The sequence below is a fragment of the Salinicola endophyticus genome (assembly GCF_040536835.1).
GTDB lineage: Bacteria > Pseudomonadota > Gammaproteobacteria > Pseudomonadales > Halomonadaceae > Salinicola > Salinicola endophyticus_A.
Genome location: NZ_CP159578.1, coordinates 172,099 through 187,257, shown reverse-complemented (window position 1 = coordinate 187,257; position 15,159 = coordinate 172,099). Strand labels below are relative to the sequence as shown.

General features: G+C 67.3%; 13 protein-coding genes and 1 riboswitch. Of the genes, 2 read left to right on the top strand and 11 right to left on the bottom strand.

Features of this window, described 5'->3' with window-relative positions:
• Positions 1–109: 109 nt before the first annotated feature.
• Entirely contained in the window at positions 110–1,957 is a 1,848-nt protein-coding gene (locus tag ABV408_RS00820) for an ABC transporter ATP-binding protein (protein ID WP_353980664.1), read from the top strand.
• Between the two features lie 7 nt (positions 1,958–1,964).
• Here ABV408_RS00820 and ABV408_RS00815 read toward each other — a convergent pair whose 3' ends face one another.
• From ABV408_RS00815 to ABV408_RS00770, 10 genes are all read right to left on the bottom strand, one after another.
• Positions 1,965–2,465: a YetF domain-containing protein gene (locus ABV408_RS00815; RefSeq protein ID WP_353980663.1), complete on the bottom strand. Its 501-nt coding sequence runs from the start codon at positions 2,463–2,465 to the stop codon at positions 1,965–1,967.
• Positions 2,466–2,654: 189 nt separating this feature from the next.
• Positions 2,655–4,472, bottom strand: a complete 1,818-nt coding sequence (atzF, locus tag ABV408_RS00810; RefSeq protein ID WP_353980662.1) for an allophanate hydrolase — start codon at positions 4,470–4,472, stop codon at positions 2,655–2,657.
• Positions 4,469–8,086 carry an urea carboxylase gene (gene uca / locus ABV408_RS00805; RefSeq protein WP_353982187.1) on the bottom strand — a complete coding sequence of 1,206 codons (3,618 nt, stop codon included), beginning with the start codon at positions 8,084–8,086 and terminating at the stop codon, positions 4,469–4,471. The genes atzF and uca overlap by 4 nt, the downstream gene beginning before the upstream one ends.
• A 272-nt stretch (positions 8,087–8,358) precedes the next feature.
• Complete coding sequence (locus tag ABV408_RS00800) at positions 8,359–8,997, bottom strand: urea amidolyase associated protein UAAP2 (RefSeq protein ID WP_207036352.1); 639 nt, start codon at positions 8,995–8,997, stop codon at positions 8,359–8,361.
• Positions 8,998–9,011: 14 nt separating this feature from the next.
• On the bottom strand, positions 9,012–9,746 hold the full coding sequence (locus tag ABV408_RS00795) for an urea amidolyase associated protein UAAP1 (protein ID WP_353980661.1): 735 nt from the start codon (positions 9,744–9,746) through the stop codon (positions 9,012–9,014).
• The gene (locus ABV408_RS00790; RefSeq protein ID WP_353980660.1) at positions 9,743–10,564 is read right to left on the bottom strand and encodes an ABC transporter ATP-binding protein; all 822 of its coding nucleotides are present in this window, start codon (positions 10,562–10,564) and stop codon (positions 9,743–9,745) included. Before ABV408_RS00790 ends, ABV408_RS00795 begins: the two co-directional genes overlap by 4 nt.
• Positions 10,561–11,388, bottom strand: coding sequence for an ABC transporter permease (locus ABV408_RS00785; protein ID WP_353980659.1), 828 nt, complete (start codon positions 11,386–11,388; stop codon positions 10,561–10,563). The genes ABV408_RS00790 and ABV408_RS00785 overlap by 4 nt, the downstream gene beginning before the upstream one ends.
• A gap of 36 nt (positions 11,389–11,424) precedes the next feature.
• Positions 11,425–12,477, bottom strand: coding sequence for a putative urea ABC transporter substrate-binding protein (locus ABV408_RS00780; RefSeq protein WP_353980658.1), 1,053 nt, complete (start codon positions 12,475–12,477; stop codon positions 11,425–11,427).
• Positions 12,478–12,546: 69 nt separating this feature from the next.
• Positions 12,547–12,684, bottom strand: a riboswitch (guanidine-I (ykkC/yxkD leader).
• A 223-nt stretch (positions 12,685–12,907) separates the two neighbouring features.
• Entirely contained in the window at positions 12,908–13,243 is a 336-nt protein-coding gene (locus ABV408_RS00775) for a multidrug efflux SMR transporter (RefSeq protein WP_353980657.1), read from the bottom strand.
• Positions 13,240–13,587 (bottom strand): SMR family transporter, encoded by a 348-nt coding sequence (locus ABV408_RS00770; RefSeq protein WP_353980656.1) that lies wholly within the window; start codon positions 13,585–13,587, stop codon positions 13,240–13,242. Before ABV408_RS00770 ends, ABV408_RS00775 begins: the two co-directional genes overlap by 4 nt.
• A gap of 345 nt (positions 13,588–13,932) precedes the next feature.
• Between ABV408_RS00770 and ABV408_RS00765 the strand changes: the two genes are divergently transcribed.
• Positions 13,933–14,517: a TetR/AcrR family transcriptional regulator gene (locus ABV408_RS00765; protein ID WP_353980655.1), complete on the top strand. Its 585-nt coding sequence runs from the start codon at positions 13,933–13,935 to the stop codon at positions 14,515–14,517.
• Positions 14,518–14,527: 10 nt separating this feature from the next.
• Here ABV408_RS00765 and ABV408_RS00760 read toward each other — a convergent pair whose 3' ends face one another.
• Positions 14,528–15,127 (bottom strand): class I SAM-dependent methyltransferase, encoded by a 600-nt coding sequence (locus ABV408_RS00760; RefSeq protein WP_035476324.1) that lies wholly within the window; start codon positions 15,125–15,127, stop codon positions 14,528–14,530.
• Between the last annotated feature and the right edge of the window lie 32 nt (positions 15,128–15,159).

The following is a 15,159-nucleotide window of genomic DNA, read 5'->3' as shown; positions in this document are numbered from 1 at the left end:
CAGGCTCGCGCCGCGTTCGGCATACAATGACCGCAGGTGGGTATCGATCAACGCCACGTGTTGCCGAAACGACCACGCCACGCTCCTCCTCCGCCACTGCAGGTTTGCCATGTTCCAATGGTTCGAAAAACGTCTCGACCCCTTCCCGTCGGCGGAGCCCCAGCGCCCGCCGGACACCCTGATCGCCTTCTGCCTGCACTATACCCGTGGGGCCTGGCCCTACCTGCTGGCGGCGACCACGTTGATGGCGCTGATCGCCGGCGTCGAGGTGTGGATGTTCGGCTTCCTCGGCAATATCGTCGACTGGCTCGCCGACCAGAACCGCGCCACCTTCCTCGCCGACCAGGGCTGGAAGCTCGCCGGCATGGCGCTGGTGGTACTGGTGGCGCTGCCGGGGATGGTGTGGCTGCACTCGCTGTTCCAGCAGCAGACGATGATGGGCAACTATCCCATGCGTATCCGCTGGCAGGCGCACCGCTATCTGCTGCGCCAGTCGATGGGCTTCTATCAGGACGAGTTCGCCGGACGCATCGCGACCAAGGTGATGCAGACGTCACTGGCCGTGCGCGAGTGCGTGATCAAGCTGTTCGACGTGCTCAACTACGTCAGCGTCTACTTCCTGGGCACGCTGTTGCTGGTGGGCAACGCCGACTGGCGCCTGGCGATACCGCTGGTGGTCTGGCTGGGCGGCTATCTGGTGCTGCTGCGGATATTCGTGCCGATCATGGGCCGGGTGTCGAAATCCCAGGCCGACGCGCGTTCGCGCATGACCGGACGCATCGTCGACAGCTACAGCAATATCCAGACGGTCAAGCTGTTCTCCCACGCCAGCCGCGAAGCGGCTTTCGCGCGTGAGGGCATGGCCGGCTTCCTGGTCACGGTCTACCGTCAGATGCGCCTGGTCACCGGCCTCTACGGGCTGCTCTATCTGCTCAATGCGCTGCTGCTGTTCAGCGTCGGCTGGCTGTCGCTATCGCTGTGGCTCGACGAGGCGGTGAGCGTGGGCGCAGTGGCGGTGGCACTGGGCCTGGTGATGCGTCTTTGGGGCATGTCGCAGTGGATCATGTGGGAGGTCTCGGCACTGTTCGAGAACATCGGCACGGTACAGGACGGCATGGCGACGCTGTCACTGCCGCACCAGATCGAGGATCGCGACGACGCCACCCCGCTTGCGGTGCCCCGCGGCGAGATCGTGTTCGACCATATTCGCTTCCACTACGGCAAGGGCAGCGGCGTGATCGACGACCTGGCGCTGACCATCCGCCCGGGCGAGAAGATCGGTCTGATCGGCCCCTCCGGCGCGGGCAAGTCGACCCTGGTCAACCTGCTGCTGCGCTTCTACGAGCTGGAGCACGGGGCGATCCGCATCGATGGCCAGGACATCGCCACGGTCACCCAGGAGAGCCTGCGCGCCAAGATCGGCATGGTCACCCAGGACACCTCGCTGCTGCACCGCTCGGTGCGCGACAACCTGCTCTACGGTCGCCCGGATGCCAGCGACGAGATGGCCTGGCGCGCCGCCCGCGAGGCCCACGTGGCCGAGTTCATCGAGGGGCTGCGCGATATCCAGGGGCGCGCCGGCTTCGACGCCCATGTCGGCGAGCGTGGGGTCAAGCTCTCCGGCGGCCAGCGCCAGCGTCTGGCGATCGCCCGAGTGATGCTCAAGGACGCGCCGATCCTGATTCTCGACGAGGCGACCTCGGCGCTGGACTCCGACGTCGAGGCCGCGATCCAGGAGAATCTGGACCGGCTGATGCAGGGCAAGACGGTGATCGCCATCGCTCACCGCCTCTCCACCATCGCCGCCATGGACCGGCTGGTGGTGATGGAGCAGGGGCACATCGTCGAACAGGGCACCCACGCCGAGCTGATCCGCGCCAACGGCCTCTACGCCCGGCTATGGCAGCGCCAGTCCGGCGGCTTCCTGGAGAGCGAGGCGCTCGACGCCGAGGCGTGATCGATGCTCAGCGTGGCGGCACACCCTCGACGCCGGCCAGCGCCGAATCGCTGGTCCCGGCGTCGGGGATCACGCTGAAGGTGCCGTCGGTCTCCAGCACCACGGCATGCACACTCTCGATGTCGGCGATGCCGCGCTCGCGCAGCGCGGCCAGGATCTCCACCGCCACCACCCGCTCGCGGGCCATCGCCGCGTGGCGCAGCGTGCCATCGTAGAGCAGCAGGGTCGGGCGTGACTTGACCAGATTCTCGATCCGCTTCGAGCGCACCGAGCTGAAGGTGATCACGAACTGCAGAGCGACGATCAGCACGAACGCCACCACGCTCTGCGCCAGCGACACCGTCGGCGTGATCAGCGCCGTGGAGAGGGTCGAGCCCAGGGCGATGGTGATCACGAAGTCGAAGGCGTTCCACTTCGACAGCGTGCGCTTGCCGGAGAGCCGGATGATCACGACCAACGCAACGAAGCTCAGGAAACCGATGACGAGGGTATGGGCAATCGGGGACAAGGGCAGGCTCCGCTGAAGACAAGAACCCTCAGACTAGGTGCCAGGATGGCGCTGCGCTAACCACCGCAGCGTCCCTCGCCCTCTTGGCTCCATCCTGCTACCGCCCTACCCCTGCGCCCTCAAATGCGCCCTGCCTGAGCTTTCGCCTACGTTCCAACCCCAGTGCTCACCTGGGGCCGCGACACGTGCTCAGACACTGGCGGCGAGCCAGCCGCGCCATCCGCCGAAGCGGGTCACGTCCTCGGCCAGCCCGTCATGTTGCAGAGCCCCAGCGGCGGCGATGAAGCCACAGCACCAGGTGCCGTCATCGAGCTCGACCTGCCCCAGCCCCAGCGGCGAGGGAATGCCGGCGAGAAAACTGCCGATGCTGGCAATCGGCAGGCGCCAGACCTCCACGTCGATGGCGGCGCCATCGACGTCGTCGCGCACCATTGCCGGGCGTGCCGGCGGGCCGCCGGCCAGCGCATAGAGCCGATAGTGCGGGCTGGAGCGGGTCACGGCGACCTTCACCGCGCCACGTTGCCTGAGCTGATGATTGAGCGCCAGCCCGTCGAGATGCGCACCGCACACCACCAGCGCCAGGCTGCCATCGCGGGCCTCGGGCAGCGCCGGTGAACGCGCACGCGCGAGACCGGTGGCGCCCAGTGGCAGCTCGAGATGCCGCTCCAGCGCCCGCCCCAGGCTCAAAAGCGAGAGATCGGCGAAGGCCGGCCCGAACAGCGTGACGCCAAACGGCAGGCCGCCCTCGGTGAAACCGGTGGGCACGGCCAGGGCGCTGTAGTCGAGCAGGTTCATGAAGTTGGTCCAGGTACCCAGCTGCGAGTTGACGTCGATGGGCGCCGCGGCCACCTCGGCCTTGGTTGGGTGCGTCACGGTAGTCGGTGCGAGCATGACGTCGACCCCGGCGAGCAGGGCATCGGCCTGACGCTTGTGCTCGGCGAGCTGATAGCGGGCGGCGAAGGCATCCACCGCTAGCGGCTTTCCACCGCCCTCGATCACCCGACGGGTCACCGGATGCAGCACCTCGGGACGCGTCTCGATCCAATCGCGCACCGCATGGTAGCGCTCGGCGACCCAGGGGCCCTCGTAGAGCAGACGCGCGGCGGCGAGTAGCGGCGCGCAGTCCAGCTCGACCCTTTCACCCCCCAGGGACTCGAGATCTGCGATGGCCCGGCGCATGCCTGCGCTATAGTCAGCATCGGTGTGCCACTGTGAAGCGAGGGGCACGCCGAAGCGAAAGCGCGCGGGCGCCGCACCGTAGGCCTGTCCGGCCACGGCGAAGTCGTGGTGCCGCGACCAGGCACAATCGGGATCGTACGCAGCGGCGACGTTCAGCACCGCATGGGCATCGTCGGCGCTCAGCGCGAACAGGCTGATGGTATCCAGCGTAGCGCAGGCCGGCACCACGCCGGCGGTGCTCAGCAGCCCCAGCGTCGGCTTGACCCCGAACAGGTTGTGGAAACAGGCCGGGACGCGTCCGGAGCCGGCAGTATCGGTGCCCAGGGCGAAGCTCACCTGGCCCTGGGCGGTGACGACCGCCGAGCCGCTGCTAGAGCCGCCGGGGATGCGCTCGGCGGCGAAAGCGTTGGCGGGCACGCCGTAGTCGTCCGGGGCGCGCTCGCCGACCAGTCCGGTGGCGAACTGGTCGAGATTGGTCTTGCCCAGCGGGATGGCGCCGGCCTCGATCAGCCGCTCAACCACGAAGGCAGAGTGCCCCGGGGTATAGGCGTAGGCCGGGCAGCCCGCCGTGGTGGGCACCCCGGCGAGATCGATATTGTCCTTGATCGCAAAGGGGATGCCGTAGAGCGGCAGGTCGGCCGGATCGGCGTCATCCAGGCGCCGCAGATAGGGCTCGAGCTGCTCGCGCGACAGCCGTGTGATCCAGGCGGGATCGGCGGCACGCGCCTCGGCGTCCGCCAGCAGTTGGGCGATCAGCTCACGCGGGGTCAGTTCATGGGTACGATAGCGCGCCAGCAGCGCGGTGAGGGTCATGTCGATGGCACTCATGCCGAGGTCTCCTGGTGGGCGCTCTGTTCGAGAATCACGATCGGCTGACCCGGGGCGACGGCGCCGCCCTCGCTCAGCGGTAAGCGGGTCACCTTGCCCGCCTCGCGGGCGGTGATCTCGACCTCCATCTTCATCGATTCGACCAGGGCAACGACCTGGCCGGGCGTGACCACATCGCCGACGTTGACCATCAGCTTCCACAGACTGCCGGTGACCGGGCTGTCGACGCCCGACTCGTCGCCGTCGAGCTTTGTGGCTTCGCCGGCCTCCGGCGCCTGGTCCTCGAAGGTGAACTGGCCGTTGGCACGCCAGGCAGCCATCTCCTGCTGGAAAGCGGCCTCGCGGCGTTCACGGAAGCGGTCTATGCGCTCGGCGTGGGCATCGATCTCGGCCTGGTAGTCGGCGAGCCGGAAGCGCGTGCGCTCGATCTCGAGCGGATAGCGCCCGTGGGGGAAGTCACGGCGGATGCGCAGCAACTCCTCATGGCTCACCTCGAAGAAGCGCAGCTGATCGAAGAAACGCAGCAGCCAGGGGTTGTCGAAGTGCTCGGTGCGACGATAGCGGTTCCACATCTGCAGGGTGCGCCCGACGAACTGATAGCCACCGGGGCCCTCCATGCCATAGACGCACAGGTAGGCCCCGCCGATGCCCACCGAGTTCTCCGCCGTCCAGGTGCGCGCCGGGTTGTACTTGGTGGTGACCAGGCGCTGGGCCGGATCGAGCGGGGTGGCCACCGGGGCGCCGAGATAGACGTCGCCCAGACCCATCACCAGATAGCGGGCGTCGAATACGATCTCGCGGACCTGCTCGATGCTGTCGAGCGCATTGATGCGGCGGATGAACTCCAGATTGCTGGGACACCAAGGCGCGTCCGGGCGCACGCTGCGCTGGTACTTGTCGATCGCTTCCTGGCAAGCGGGGTCGTCCCAGGAGAGCGGCAGGTTCACGGTGCGCGCTTCGACCTCCAGCGACGCCACATCGCGCAGTTCCTCCTCGGCACGTTCGAGATGCGTCAGCAGCTCACCCAGGTCGAGTTCGTCGGGCTCGTAGTGAATCTGCAGCGAGCGGATGCCCGGGGTGAGTTCCCGCAGGCCGGGCAGCGGGTTGTCGCGCAGCCACAACATCCAGGCGTGGGCGCGGAAGCGCAGCGCGATGTCGAGCTCCATGGCGCCGAACTCGACCAGCAGGAAGTCGTCGCCGGCGCGCCGGTAGACGAGCCGTTCGCCGGCACTTGCGGCCGCCACCTCGCGCAGCACCGGGCTGCCGCGCTCCGCGATCAAGGCCTCGGTGTCGCCACCGCTCAGCGCTGCCAGCTGGGCCTGCTGGCGCGCCTCGAGGGCGCGGGCGGTGGCCAGATCCACCGGCACGAAGCGCACACGATCACCGGCGGTGAGCTGGCCGAGTTTCCAGCGCTCGGCGCGCACCACCGTCGCCGGGCAGACGAAGCCACCCAGCGAGGGGCCATCCGGGCCGAGGATCACCGGCATGTCGCCGGTGAAGTCGATGGTGCCGAAGGCGTAGGCGTTGTCATGGATGTTCGACGGGTGCAGCCCGGCCTCGCCGCCGTCGGCCCGTGCCCACTCGGGGCGCGGGCCGATCAGGCGCACCCCGGTGCGGCTGGAGTTGTAGTGCACTTCCCACTCGTGGGCGAAGAGCGTGTCGATATCCGCCTCGGTGAAGAAATCCGGCGCCCCGTGCGGGCCATAGAGCACGGCAATGTCACGCACCGGGGCGTCGGCACCGCCGAAGCAGGGCCTGAGCGCCTCGAGCAGAATGCGTGGCGCGGTGGGCGCCAGCGCGGACAGGGCCAGCATGTCGCCGCTGCGCAACGCGCGGCCGGCATGGCCGCCGAACTGGCCCAGGGTGAAGGTGCTGCGCGAGCCGAGATAGCGCGGGCAGTCGATGCCACCGCGTACCAGCAGGTAGGCACGCGCGCCGGCACGCGCCTTGCCCAGGGTCAGGGTAGCGCCGGCGGGGATCTCCAGCACCTGCCAGAAGGCCACCGGCTCGCCGTCGAGATCGGCGGACAGCTCGCAGCCGGTGAGCGCGATCTGGGTGGCACGGTGGAAGCGCAGCGCCGGGCCGGTCAGGGTGATCTCCAGCCCCGCCGCATCGGCCGGGTTGTCGAGCAGGCGGTTACCAAGACGAAACGACCAGTCGTCGAAGGGGCCCGAGGGGGGCACCCCCACATCCCAGTGGCCCTGGCGTCCGGGGTAGTCCTGAATCGTGGTCAGCGTGCCGGCGGTGAGCACCTCGATGGCCGGCGGTGTCCAGGCGAGATCGACCAGCCAGCGGGTGTGCAGCTCGGCATCACGGAAGCGGGCATCCCGCAGCACATGGGACAGCCAGGTGCGGTTGGTCTCGAAGCCGTAGACGCTGGCACCCGCCAGGGCGTCGGCCAGGCGCGTGCGGGCGGTGTCGCGATCGTCGGCGTGGACGATCACCTTGGCCAGCATCGGATCGAACAGCGCCGAGACCTCCAGCCCCGCCTCGATGGCGTGATCGACGCGCAGCCCCGGCGCCTCGGGGAAGACGACCTCGGTGAGCAGACCGGCGCTGGGCCGAAAATCGTGACTCGGGTCCTCGGCGTAGAGACGTGCCTGGATGGCATGGCCGCGCGGCTCGAGTTCGCGGATCAGCGTCTCGAGCGGCGCCAGCTCGCCGGCGCCGAGGCGAATCATCCACTCGACGAGATCGACGCCCCAGACGGCCTCGGTGACACCGTGCTCGACCTGCAGGCGGGTGTTGACCTCGAGGAAATAGAAACGCTCGCGCTCCGCATCGTAGATGAACTCCACGGTGCCGGCATTGCGATAGTCGACGGCCTCTCCCAGGCGCACGGCGGTGGCGTGCAGTTCACGCCGCACGGCCTGTGGCAGATCGGGTGCCGGGCACTCCTCGATCACCTTCTGATGGCGGCGCTGGGTGGAGCAGTCGCGCTCCCCCAGCGCCACGACCTTACCCTGGCCGTCGCCGAACAGTTGGACCTCCAAATGCCGCGCCCGGGCGATGTAGGCCTCGACAAAGACGCCGGCATCGCCGAAGTTGCGCTCACCGAGGCCACGTACCGAGTCGAAGGCGCGCTCGAGCTCGCTGGCATCGGCGCATACCTGCATGCCGATGCCGCCGCCGCCGGCGGTGGACTTGAGCATCACCGGGTAGCCGATGCGTGCAGCCTCCCGCCGGGCCGCCTCGAGATCGTCGAGCAGCCCGGAACCAGGCACCAGCGGCACCCCGGCGCATTCGGCCAGCGCCCTCGCCGCGTGCTTCAGGCCGAAGTCGCGAATCTGCTCGGGGGTGGGGCCGAGAAAGACCAGCCCGGCCGCCTCACAGGCCTGGATGAAGTGAGTGTTCTCGGAGAGAAAGCCGTAACCGGGGTGCACCGCCTCGGCGCCACTGCGTCGAGCGATATCGATCAGCTTGTCGATGGCGAGATAGGTATCGGCGGCGCCGCCCTCACCGAGGGAGTAGGCCTCGTCGGCGGCGAACACATAGGGCGCGTCGCGGTCGGCTTCGGCGTAGACCACCACCGAGCCGATACCCAGGCGCACGAGCGTGCGCTGAATACGCGCGGCGATGGCCCCGCGATTGGCGATCAGAACTTTACGGAACATGACATCGGTCCATGACTCGGCGGGCCGTCCCGCCAGGACTGGGGTCGTCATGGAGTCGTCTCCATGACCAATGACGCTGCATACTAGGTGCTGTCTGAAAATTCGACGAGCGAAGGCCAGGCAAGGCAAAAATCGGCGAAAACGCGGAATTTACGGGGTGTAAATGAGCATTTTGAGCCGATTTTTAACGCCGCATGGGCGAGCGCAGTACTTTTCAGACAGTGCCTAGGCTGGCGATTCGTCGCAAACGCTGGCCAGACAGGTCGGTCTCGCTAATCCCAGATCAGCAGCTCGATCGGCGTCGGGTCATACCCATTGCACGGGTTGTTGAGCTGCGGGCAGTTGGAGATCAGCACCACCACGTCCATCTCGGCGACCATCTCCACGTACTTGCCCGGCGCCGAGATGCCATCCTCGAAGGTCAGCCCCCCCTCTTCGGTCACCGGAACGTTCATGAAGAAGTTGATGTTGTGGGTAATGTCGCGCTTGGTCAGGCCGTACTCGGGGTGGTCGGCAATCGCCTGCATCCAGTTGTCGCGGCACGAGTGCATGTGGCGCTTCTCCAGGTCGTAGCGCACGGTGTTGCTCTCGCTGGCACAGGCCCCGCCCAGGGTGTCGTGACGACCGCAGGTGTCGGCGGTGATGGTCAGCAGTACCCGGCCCTCATTGGAGCGCAGCTTCGAGCCAGCGCTCAGGTAGACCTCGCCCTGCTCGCGCAGGGTGTCCATGGCGCTATAGCGCTCGGCGGTGTCGTGGGCGTTGAAGAACAGCGTGTCCGCAGCCTGGTTGCCCTCCAGGTCGAGCAGCCGCAGGGTCTGGCCGGCGCGGACGATGCCGATATAGTGATCGCCGGCCTCGACCGTGGTGCGGCTGACGGCGTTCTCGGGGCGCTGGTTACTCTCGATGATCATGTCGCGGTGCTCCCTTACAGGCCGAGGTGATAGAGGCGGTTGTTGGCGAAGCCACGGGCGTTCTCCGGCCGCGAGCGGTAGCAGATGTCGTCCTCGGTGGGCGCCGGCGCGGTCCCCAGCGCGATCTCCACGCCGCGGTGTGGATAGTCGGGGCTGGGATCGAGCGGATGCGGGCAGGTGTGCAGGATCACCAGCGTGTCCATCTCCAGGCGCAGGGTGACGCTGGCGCCGGGCTGACAGTGCCCCGGGACATAGCGCAGGCGCCCCTGGGCATCGCTCTCCACCCGCGAGAACAGGTTGAGGTTGGCGGCCATGTCGCGCCGGCCGAGACCGTACTTGGCCAGCTCGACCAGGAAGCTGTCGTAGCCGGTGCGAGTCCAGGCGTTGTGCGCCTGTTGATAGCTGACCGACTGCCAGCCCTTGGCGAGCAGGTGGTGCGGCATCAGGTTGCCGCCGACGCTGTCGTGCCAGCCCAGATCGTCGGCGACGATCGAGGCGAAGATGCGCCCCATGTCGGAGTAGAGGCAGTGGCCGCGGGTCAGCTTGAAGGTGTGCTGGGCTTTCAGCGTATCCGGCAGATTGAGACGTTCGAGCAGATTCTCGGGGTTGTAGCAGAGCAGACCGACGTTGGTGTCGGCCTCGCGGGCCGTCAGCGTCAGCGTGGTGCCGCGGCGCAGGCGCAGCGACCAGTGGTGGCCACCGGGGAGGTACGTGGTATAGCGCGCGTCGTCGCCGGAGTGGGTACTCATGTCAGCGTCTCCTGGGAGGTCGGGTGAAAGCGGCCGGTGGCATCGAGACGCTCGACGAGCGCCTCGGGCGGGCGCTGCTGCGCCCCGACCGGCAGGTCGTAGGTGATGGTGGCGCCATAGGCGTTGGGCGCCTGGGGGTCGTGGCGGACCTTGTCGAACACCCATAACCGGGTGCCCAGCGCGAAAGCCTCTTTGACGTCGTGGGTGATCATGAAGATGGTCAACTGCTGCTCGCGCCACAGCCGCGTGATCAGAGCGTGCATGTCCTGGCGGATACCGGGGTCCAGCGCGCCAAAGGGCTCGTCGAGGAGCAGGATGCGCGGCTTCATCATCAGCGCCTGGGCGATCGCCAGACGCTGCTGCATGCCGCCTGAAAGCTCGTGCGGGTACTTCTCCAGCGCACCGGCCAGCCCCACCTCCGTGAGTCTGGCGACGGCGTTGTCGCGGGCTCGCCGGCGGGCCACACCGTAGAGCTTGCCCAGCAGCGGCGAACGGGCGAGCTCCTCGGCCATGGTCACGTTGCCGAGCACACTGAGGTGCGGGAACACCGAGTACTTCTGGAACACCACCCCGCGATCCGGGCCGGGTTCGTCGGGCAGCGGGCGGCCATCCAGACGCAGGCTGCCGCGCGAGATGCGCTCGGTGCCCAGCAGCAGCTTGAGGAAGGTGGTCTTGCCACAGCCTGAAGCGCCGACCAGGGTGACGAACTCACCGCACTCGACGCGGAAGCTCAAGCGCTCGAGCACCAGCTGATCGCCGTAGCGCTTCTCCAGGTGCTGCGCTTCCAGCAGCGCGGGCTGTCTCTCTGTCTGACTCATGACGCGTCGCCCTCCTCGGCGTGGTACCAGGGAAAGGCGCGCTGCGAAACCAGTGCCAGAGCGCGGTCGAGGAGGAACGCCAGCAGCGTGATCCAGGCCACGTAGGGCAGGATCACATCCATGGCCAGATAGCGGCGCACCAGGAAGATGCGATAGCCCAGCCCATCCTGGGCGGCGATCGCTTCGGCCGCGATCAAAAACAGCCAGGCGCTGCCCAACGCCAGCCGGGTCGAGGCGAGCAGGCGCGGCGTGAGCTGGGGCAGCAGGACCCGCAGCAGGACCTGCCAGGAGTTGGCGCCCAGGGTCTGCGCCTTGATCAGCTGTTCGTCCGGCAGGCGCAGCGCATGGCTCTGCAGATCGCGAATCAGAAACGGCGTGACGCCGATGACGATCAGCGCCACCTTGGCCATCTCGCCGGTGCCGAAGGCGATGAACAGCACCGGCAGAATGGCCATCGGCGGCACCAGCGAGAGCACCGTGACCAGCGGCGACAGCTTGGCCCGCAGCAGCGGCAGGCCGCCCGTCAGCAGCCCGATCGTCAACCCGATCAGAGCGCTGATGGCGACCCCGAGCCCCAGCCGCTCGAGACTCGCCAGCGTATCGCCCCACAGTGGAATGGTGCCGGTGCGCACACTGGCCTCGGTCGCCAGCTGGTGAAAGGTCTCCAGCATGGTGGTGGGCGCCGGCAGCAGGCGCTCGTTGGGATTGGCTGCGAGCCTGGCCCGGGAGAGGCCAAGGTAGACCAGGCCCAGCAGCGCAAAGGGAAGCGCCCCCAGCAGCCAGCGGCCGCCGCGCGACGGCCGGATGTTGATGAGTCGTTTCATGGAGGGAGCCTCGTCAGGTCGATGGCGTGGCGTCGCTCACTTTTGCGAGGCGGCGTAGGCTTCCGTATAGGTCGGATCGAAACGCAGCTTGATGTTGTCCGCACTCCCGAACACCCCGCTGGGGTTCTGAATGCCGACGAAGCCGGGATTGGGCGCCATCTCGCCCAGCAGGCCATGCTTGAAGCTGAATTCGGCGACGCGTCGCATGGTCTCCAGCAGCGCCTGGCCGCGCAGCAGCGAAGCCGCTTCGACAGGGTCGGTATACAGGTGGGTAGCGGCGAGCTGATGGCGATAACCGGCAAGATCGGTACCAGCGGCCTCGGCCATTTGCGACAGCGCCGCCTCGTCGCCAGCCGCCATCTTCTGCATCACCTCGTACCAGGCACCGACCAGGGCCCGGCCGAAATCGGGATTGGCCTTCAGGGTGTCGGTATTGACCACCATCAGATCGAGGATTTCACGCGGGATCTGGTGCGAGCTGTAGACCAGATGGGCGTCATCGAGCTGCTCGATCGCGCTCAGTTGGGGGTTCCAGGTCACCACCGCCTGGACATCGTCGTGGGGGAAGATCGAGACGATATCGGCATCCGTGGTGTTGACGGTCTCGATGTCGCGCTCGCTCAGCCCGACGCTCTCCAGCGCCCGCGCCAGCAGATAGTGCGAGACGCTGAACTGCACCAGATTGACCTTGCGTCCCTTGATGTCGGCGAGGTCGTCGCTGCCCTTGAGCACGACGCCATCGTTGCCGTCGGAGTAGTCATTGACGATCAGCGCGGTGGAGTCGACGCCGCTGGCGGCGGGCAGGGTCAGGGCATCCATGTTGGTCATGGCACAGCCGTCGACATTACCGGCGGTGTACTGATTGACCGATTCGATGTAGTCGTTGACCTGCACCACATCGATGTCGATACCGTACTTGTGGGCCCATTTGTCGACGATCCCCTGGGTGTCGGCATAGCCCCAGGGCATCCAGCCGGCGTAGATAGACCAGCAGACCGAGAAGTGATCGCGCGACTGCGCGAAAGCGGCAGGGGTCACAGCCAGCGAGGCAGCGGTGAGCAAGCTCAGGAAGGCGTGGCGTAGGGTCATGGATTCGAGTCTCCGACGGCGGTGATGGACAAAGCGCTGGGAGTATCGGTAGCAGCATGCTGTACCTGATCCTCCCGGGCTTTTGTCCCGCCGTGTAACCTGATCCGCCGCACCCGTTCGACCGGCTCGGTAGGCATCAGGTCGGCAGCTCTCGGACCAGCCATCGTGCGCGACACCCTCACGACCGGAACCCTAGCCACCCATTGAAACCGAATTGTTCATCCACGGTAGCGAGTGCTACCGATCACTCCCAGTTCGTTCTCTTGCTGCATCATGCTCAAGCAAGAACCCGGCCAGAAACGAATAAACCTTCATTAACATGAGACTAGCTGCCATGGGCAGACCGTGTGGCCGTCTGCGCGTGGCGCCGATGCGCCAGGATGGCACGCCTCAGGCGGCCCACGCGTCAATCCGGTGCATCACCCCACCCCTAGCTCGCCAGCTTCAACCCCACCACCGCGACCACGATCAGGCCGACGAAGGCGAGCCGCAGCGGCCGGCGCGACTCTCCCCACAGCCACATGCCCAGCAGCGTGCTGCCGAGGGTGCCAATGCCGGTGAAGATGGCGTAGGCCACGCCCATGTCGATCGAGCGCATGGCGATCGACAACAGTCCCAGCGAGCAGCCGAAACCCATCACGAGCAGCGCCACGCCGCTGGCACGCTGGCCGCGATGCACGCGCGCGAAGCCGCTCACGCCGACGATCTCGCAGGCGCCGGAGGCGAGCAGCGCCAGCCAGTGCCAGGTGGTGATATCGAGCGTCATGCGCTCACCTGCTGCAGCCCGATCACGCCCACCATCAGCAACACCAGAAAGCCCAGCACCGGCCACTGGAACGCCACCCCGAACAGCAGCCAGTCGGCGATCACGGTGCCCGCCGCGCCCATGCCGACGAACACCGTGTAGACGGTGCTGGCGGGGAGATAGCGCACGGCGCGGGAGGCCAGCCACAGACTGACCACCGCCAGACCAACCGTGAGCCCCCACGCGAGGGCGCTGTCGGCGTGCTTGAGCCCGCTGGCCCAGCCCACCTCGGCGACACCGGCTAGCGGCAGAAGCCCCCAGCGGGCGCGCAGACGGAAAAGTGGAGTTCGATGTGTTCGGCTCATGCTGGCTCTCCCCTGCTCGTCTCGGTCGAATGGCCGGACTAAGAACGCCTTTCACAATCGCTAGACGACGTGGGCTTATCCGGAGGCAGGGCGTCGCAAGGGCGCTGTGAACCCCTCCCTGGGCGCTACCTTTGCCATCCCTGGCAAAGTACCCTCGCTTTGCCCTGCCCCCCGGCGCCCATCGTCAGAGGGTTTGGAGATGGGCTCTAACCGCGGATCGGCGATACAGTCTTTGTCGCTACGGTCTTCGCTGCCGCAGCCTTGCTAACTAACGGTCGTTAGTTTATTGATACCCGTCAACTCTGGCAAGCTCTCGCTTTTCGCCGCCCCGCCCAGGAGTGCCGCTTGGACACCCGCAGCCATCTCAAGCAGATCGCCCTGACGCGCTTCGCCCGCCACGGCTACGAGGGCGTCAGCCTGGCCCAGATCGCCACCGACGCGGGGATCAAGAAGCCCTCGATCTACAACCACTTCGAGAGCAAGGCCGCGCTCTTTCTCGAACTCGCCAACGACGCCGAGAACACCATCCTGGCGCTGGTGACGGAGAGCCTGGCCAGCCAGCGCCAGGCGCCCTTCGAGCAGCGCCTGCGCCATCTGGTGGAGTGCTGCTGCACCATCTCCTACCGTGAGCACCAGGGGGTGTTCTACAAACGCTTCTTGCTGTTTCCGCCCCAGGAACTCGGTGCCGAGGCGCGCGCGCTCAGTGCCCGCGCCGAGCAGCGTCTCGACCAGCGTCTGGGCGAGATCTTCAGCGCCGGCCAGGCGGACGCCGCCCTCGACCCGACGCTGGACGAGGCGGCCTTCATCGCCGCCTTCTACTGCCTGGTGGATGGGCTGCTGTCGGAGACTTTCATGTACGACAAGGCCGCGCTGGCGCGGCGCTTCGAGAGCATATGGCAGGTCTTCTGGCGCGGCGTGCGCGCGGGCTGAACGGCGCCGCTCAAGCCGCCAGCGGTTTGCGCCAGGCCTGGTAGCAGTGGCGGTTGCGAGCCTGTGCCACCACCGAGTGGGCGCACAGGCCGGGGATATCGGCGGCGGCGAGACCGTCGAGCGCGGCGATGGTATCCGGCGGACAGGCGTTACGCGGGGCGATGTCGTTCCAGCCGAGCAGGAACAGCCCACCCGGGCGCAGACAGCGGCTGGCGCCGGCGAAGGCGGCCTCGATCGCCGCCGGGTCGTCGAGCCCCCAGCCCAGCACGCCGTTACAGATCACCGCGTCCAGCGAGGCGGGGGTGATGTGCGCTTCCAGATGAGCCATGTCAGCGACGATATGGCGCGCGCCGCCGAAGACCGCCTTGGCCGGGTCGATCTCCATGGTGATCACCTCGGCCGAGGGCAGTAGCGCGGGGTAGTGACGGGTGTACCAGGCGCAGCCGACCAGGAGCACGTCCGCCACCGCCGGGTCGGCGTCGAGCGCCGGCAGCACGCACTCTTCCAGCAGGCGGCGATCGCCGTAGCGGTAGCGCAGGACCAGGCCGCGCCGGTCGATGGCGCCGAGCAGTCTGGCGGTGGTGCGATAGAAACCGGCTTTCCCTGGCATGCAGGACGTCCTGTGAGCGCAGATCCGGTTCG

Coding starts and splice junctions, on each gene's coding strand:
- ABV408_RS00800 (WP_207036352.1), bottom strand. CDS start 8,997: ATGATCATCGAGAGTAACCAGCGCCCCGAGAACGCCGTCAGCCGCACC.
- ABV408_RS00780 (WP_353980658.1), bottom strand. CDS start 12,477: ATGACCCTACGCCACGCCTTCCTGAGCTTGCTCACCGCTGCCTCGCTG.
- ABV408_RS00795 (WP_353980661.1), bottom strand. CDS start 9,746: ATGAGTACCCACTCCGGCGACGACGCGCGCTATACCACGTACCTCCCC.
- ABV408_RS00760 (WP_035476324.1), bottom strand. CDS start 15,127: ATGCCAGGGAAAGCCGGTTTCTATCGCACCACCGCCAGACTGCTCGGC.
- ABV408_RS00770 (WP_353980656.1), bottom strand. CDS start 13,587: ATGAGCCGAACACATCGAACTCCACTTTTCCGTCTGCGCGCCCGCTGG.
- ABV408_RS00785 (WP_353980659.1), bottom strand. CDS start 11,388: ATGAAACGACTCATCAACATCCGGCCGTCGCGCGGCGGCCGCTGGCTG.
- uca (WP_353982187.1), bottom strand. CDS start 8,086: ATGTTCCGTAAAGTTCTGATCGCCAATCGCGGGGCCATCGCCGCGCGT.
- atzF (WP_353980662.1), bottom strand. CDS start 4,472: ATGAGTGCCATCGACATGACCCTCACCGCGCTGCTGGCGCGCTATCGT.
- ABV408_RS00820 (WP_353980664.1), top strand. CDS start 110: ATGTTCCAATGGTTCGAAAAACGTCTCGACCCCTTCCCGTCGGCGGAG.
- ABV408_RS00775 (WP_353980657.1), bottom strand. CDS start 13,243: ATGACGCTCGATATCACCACCTGGCACTGGCTGGCGCTGCTCGCCTCC.
- ABV408_RS00790 (WP_353980660.1), bottom strand. CDS start 10,564: ATGAGTCAGACAGAGAGACAGCCCGCGCTGCTGGAAGCGCAGCACCTG.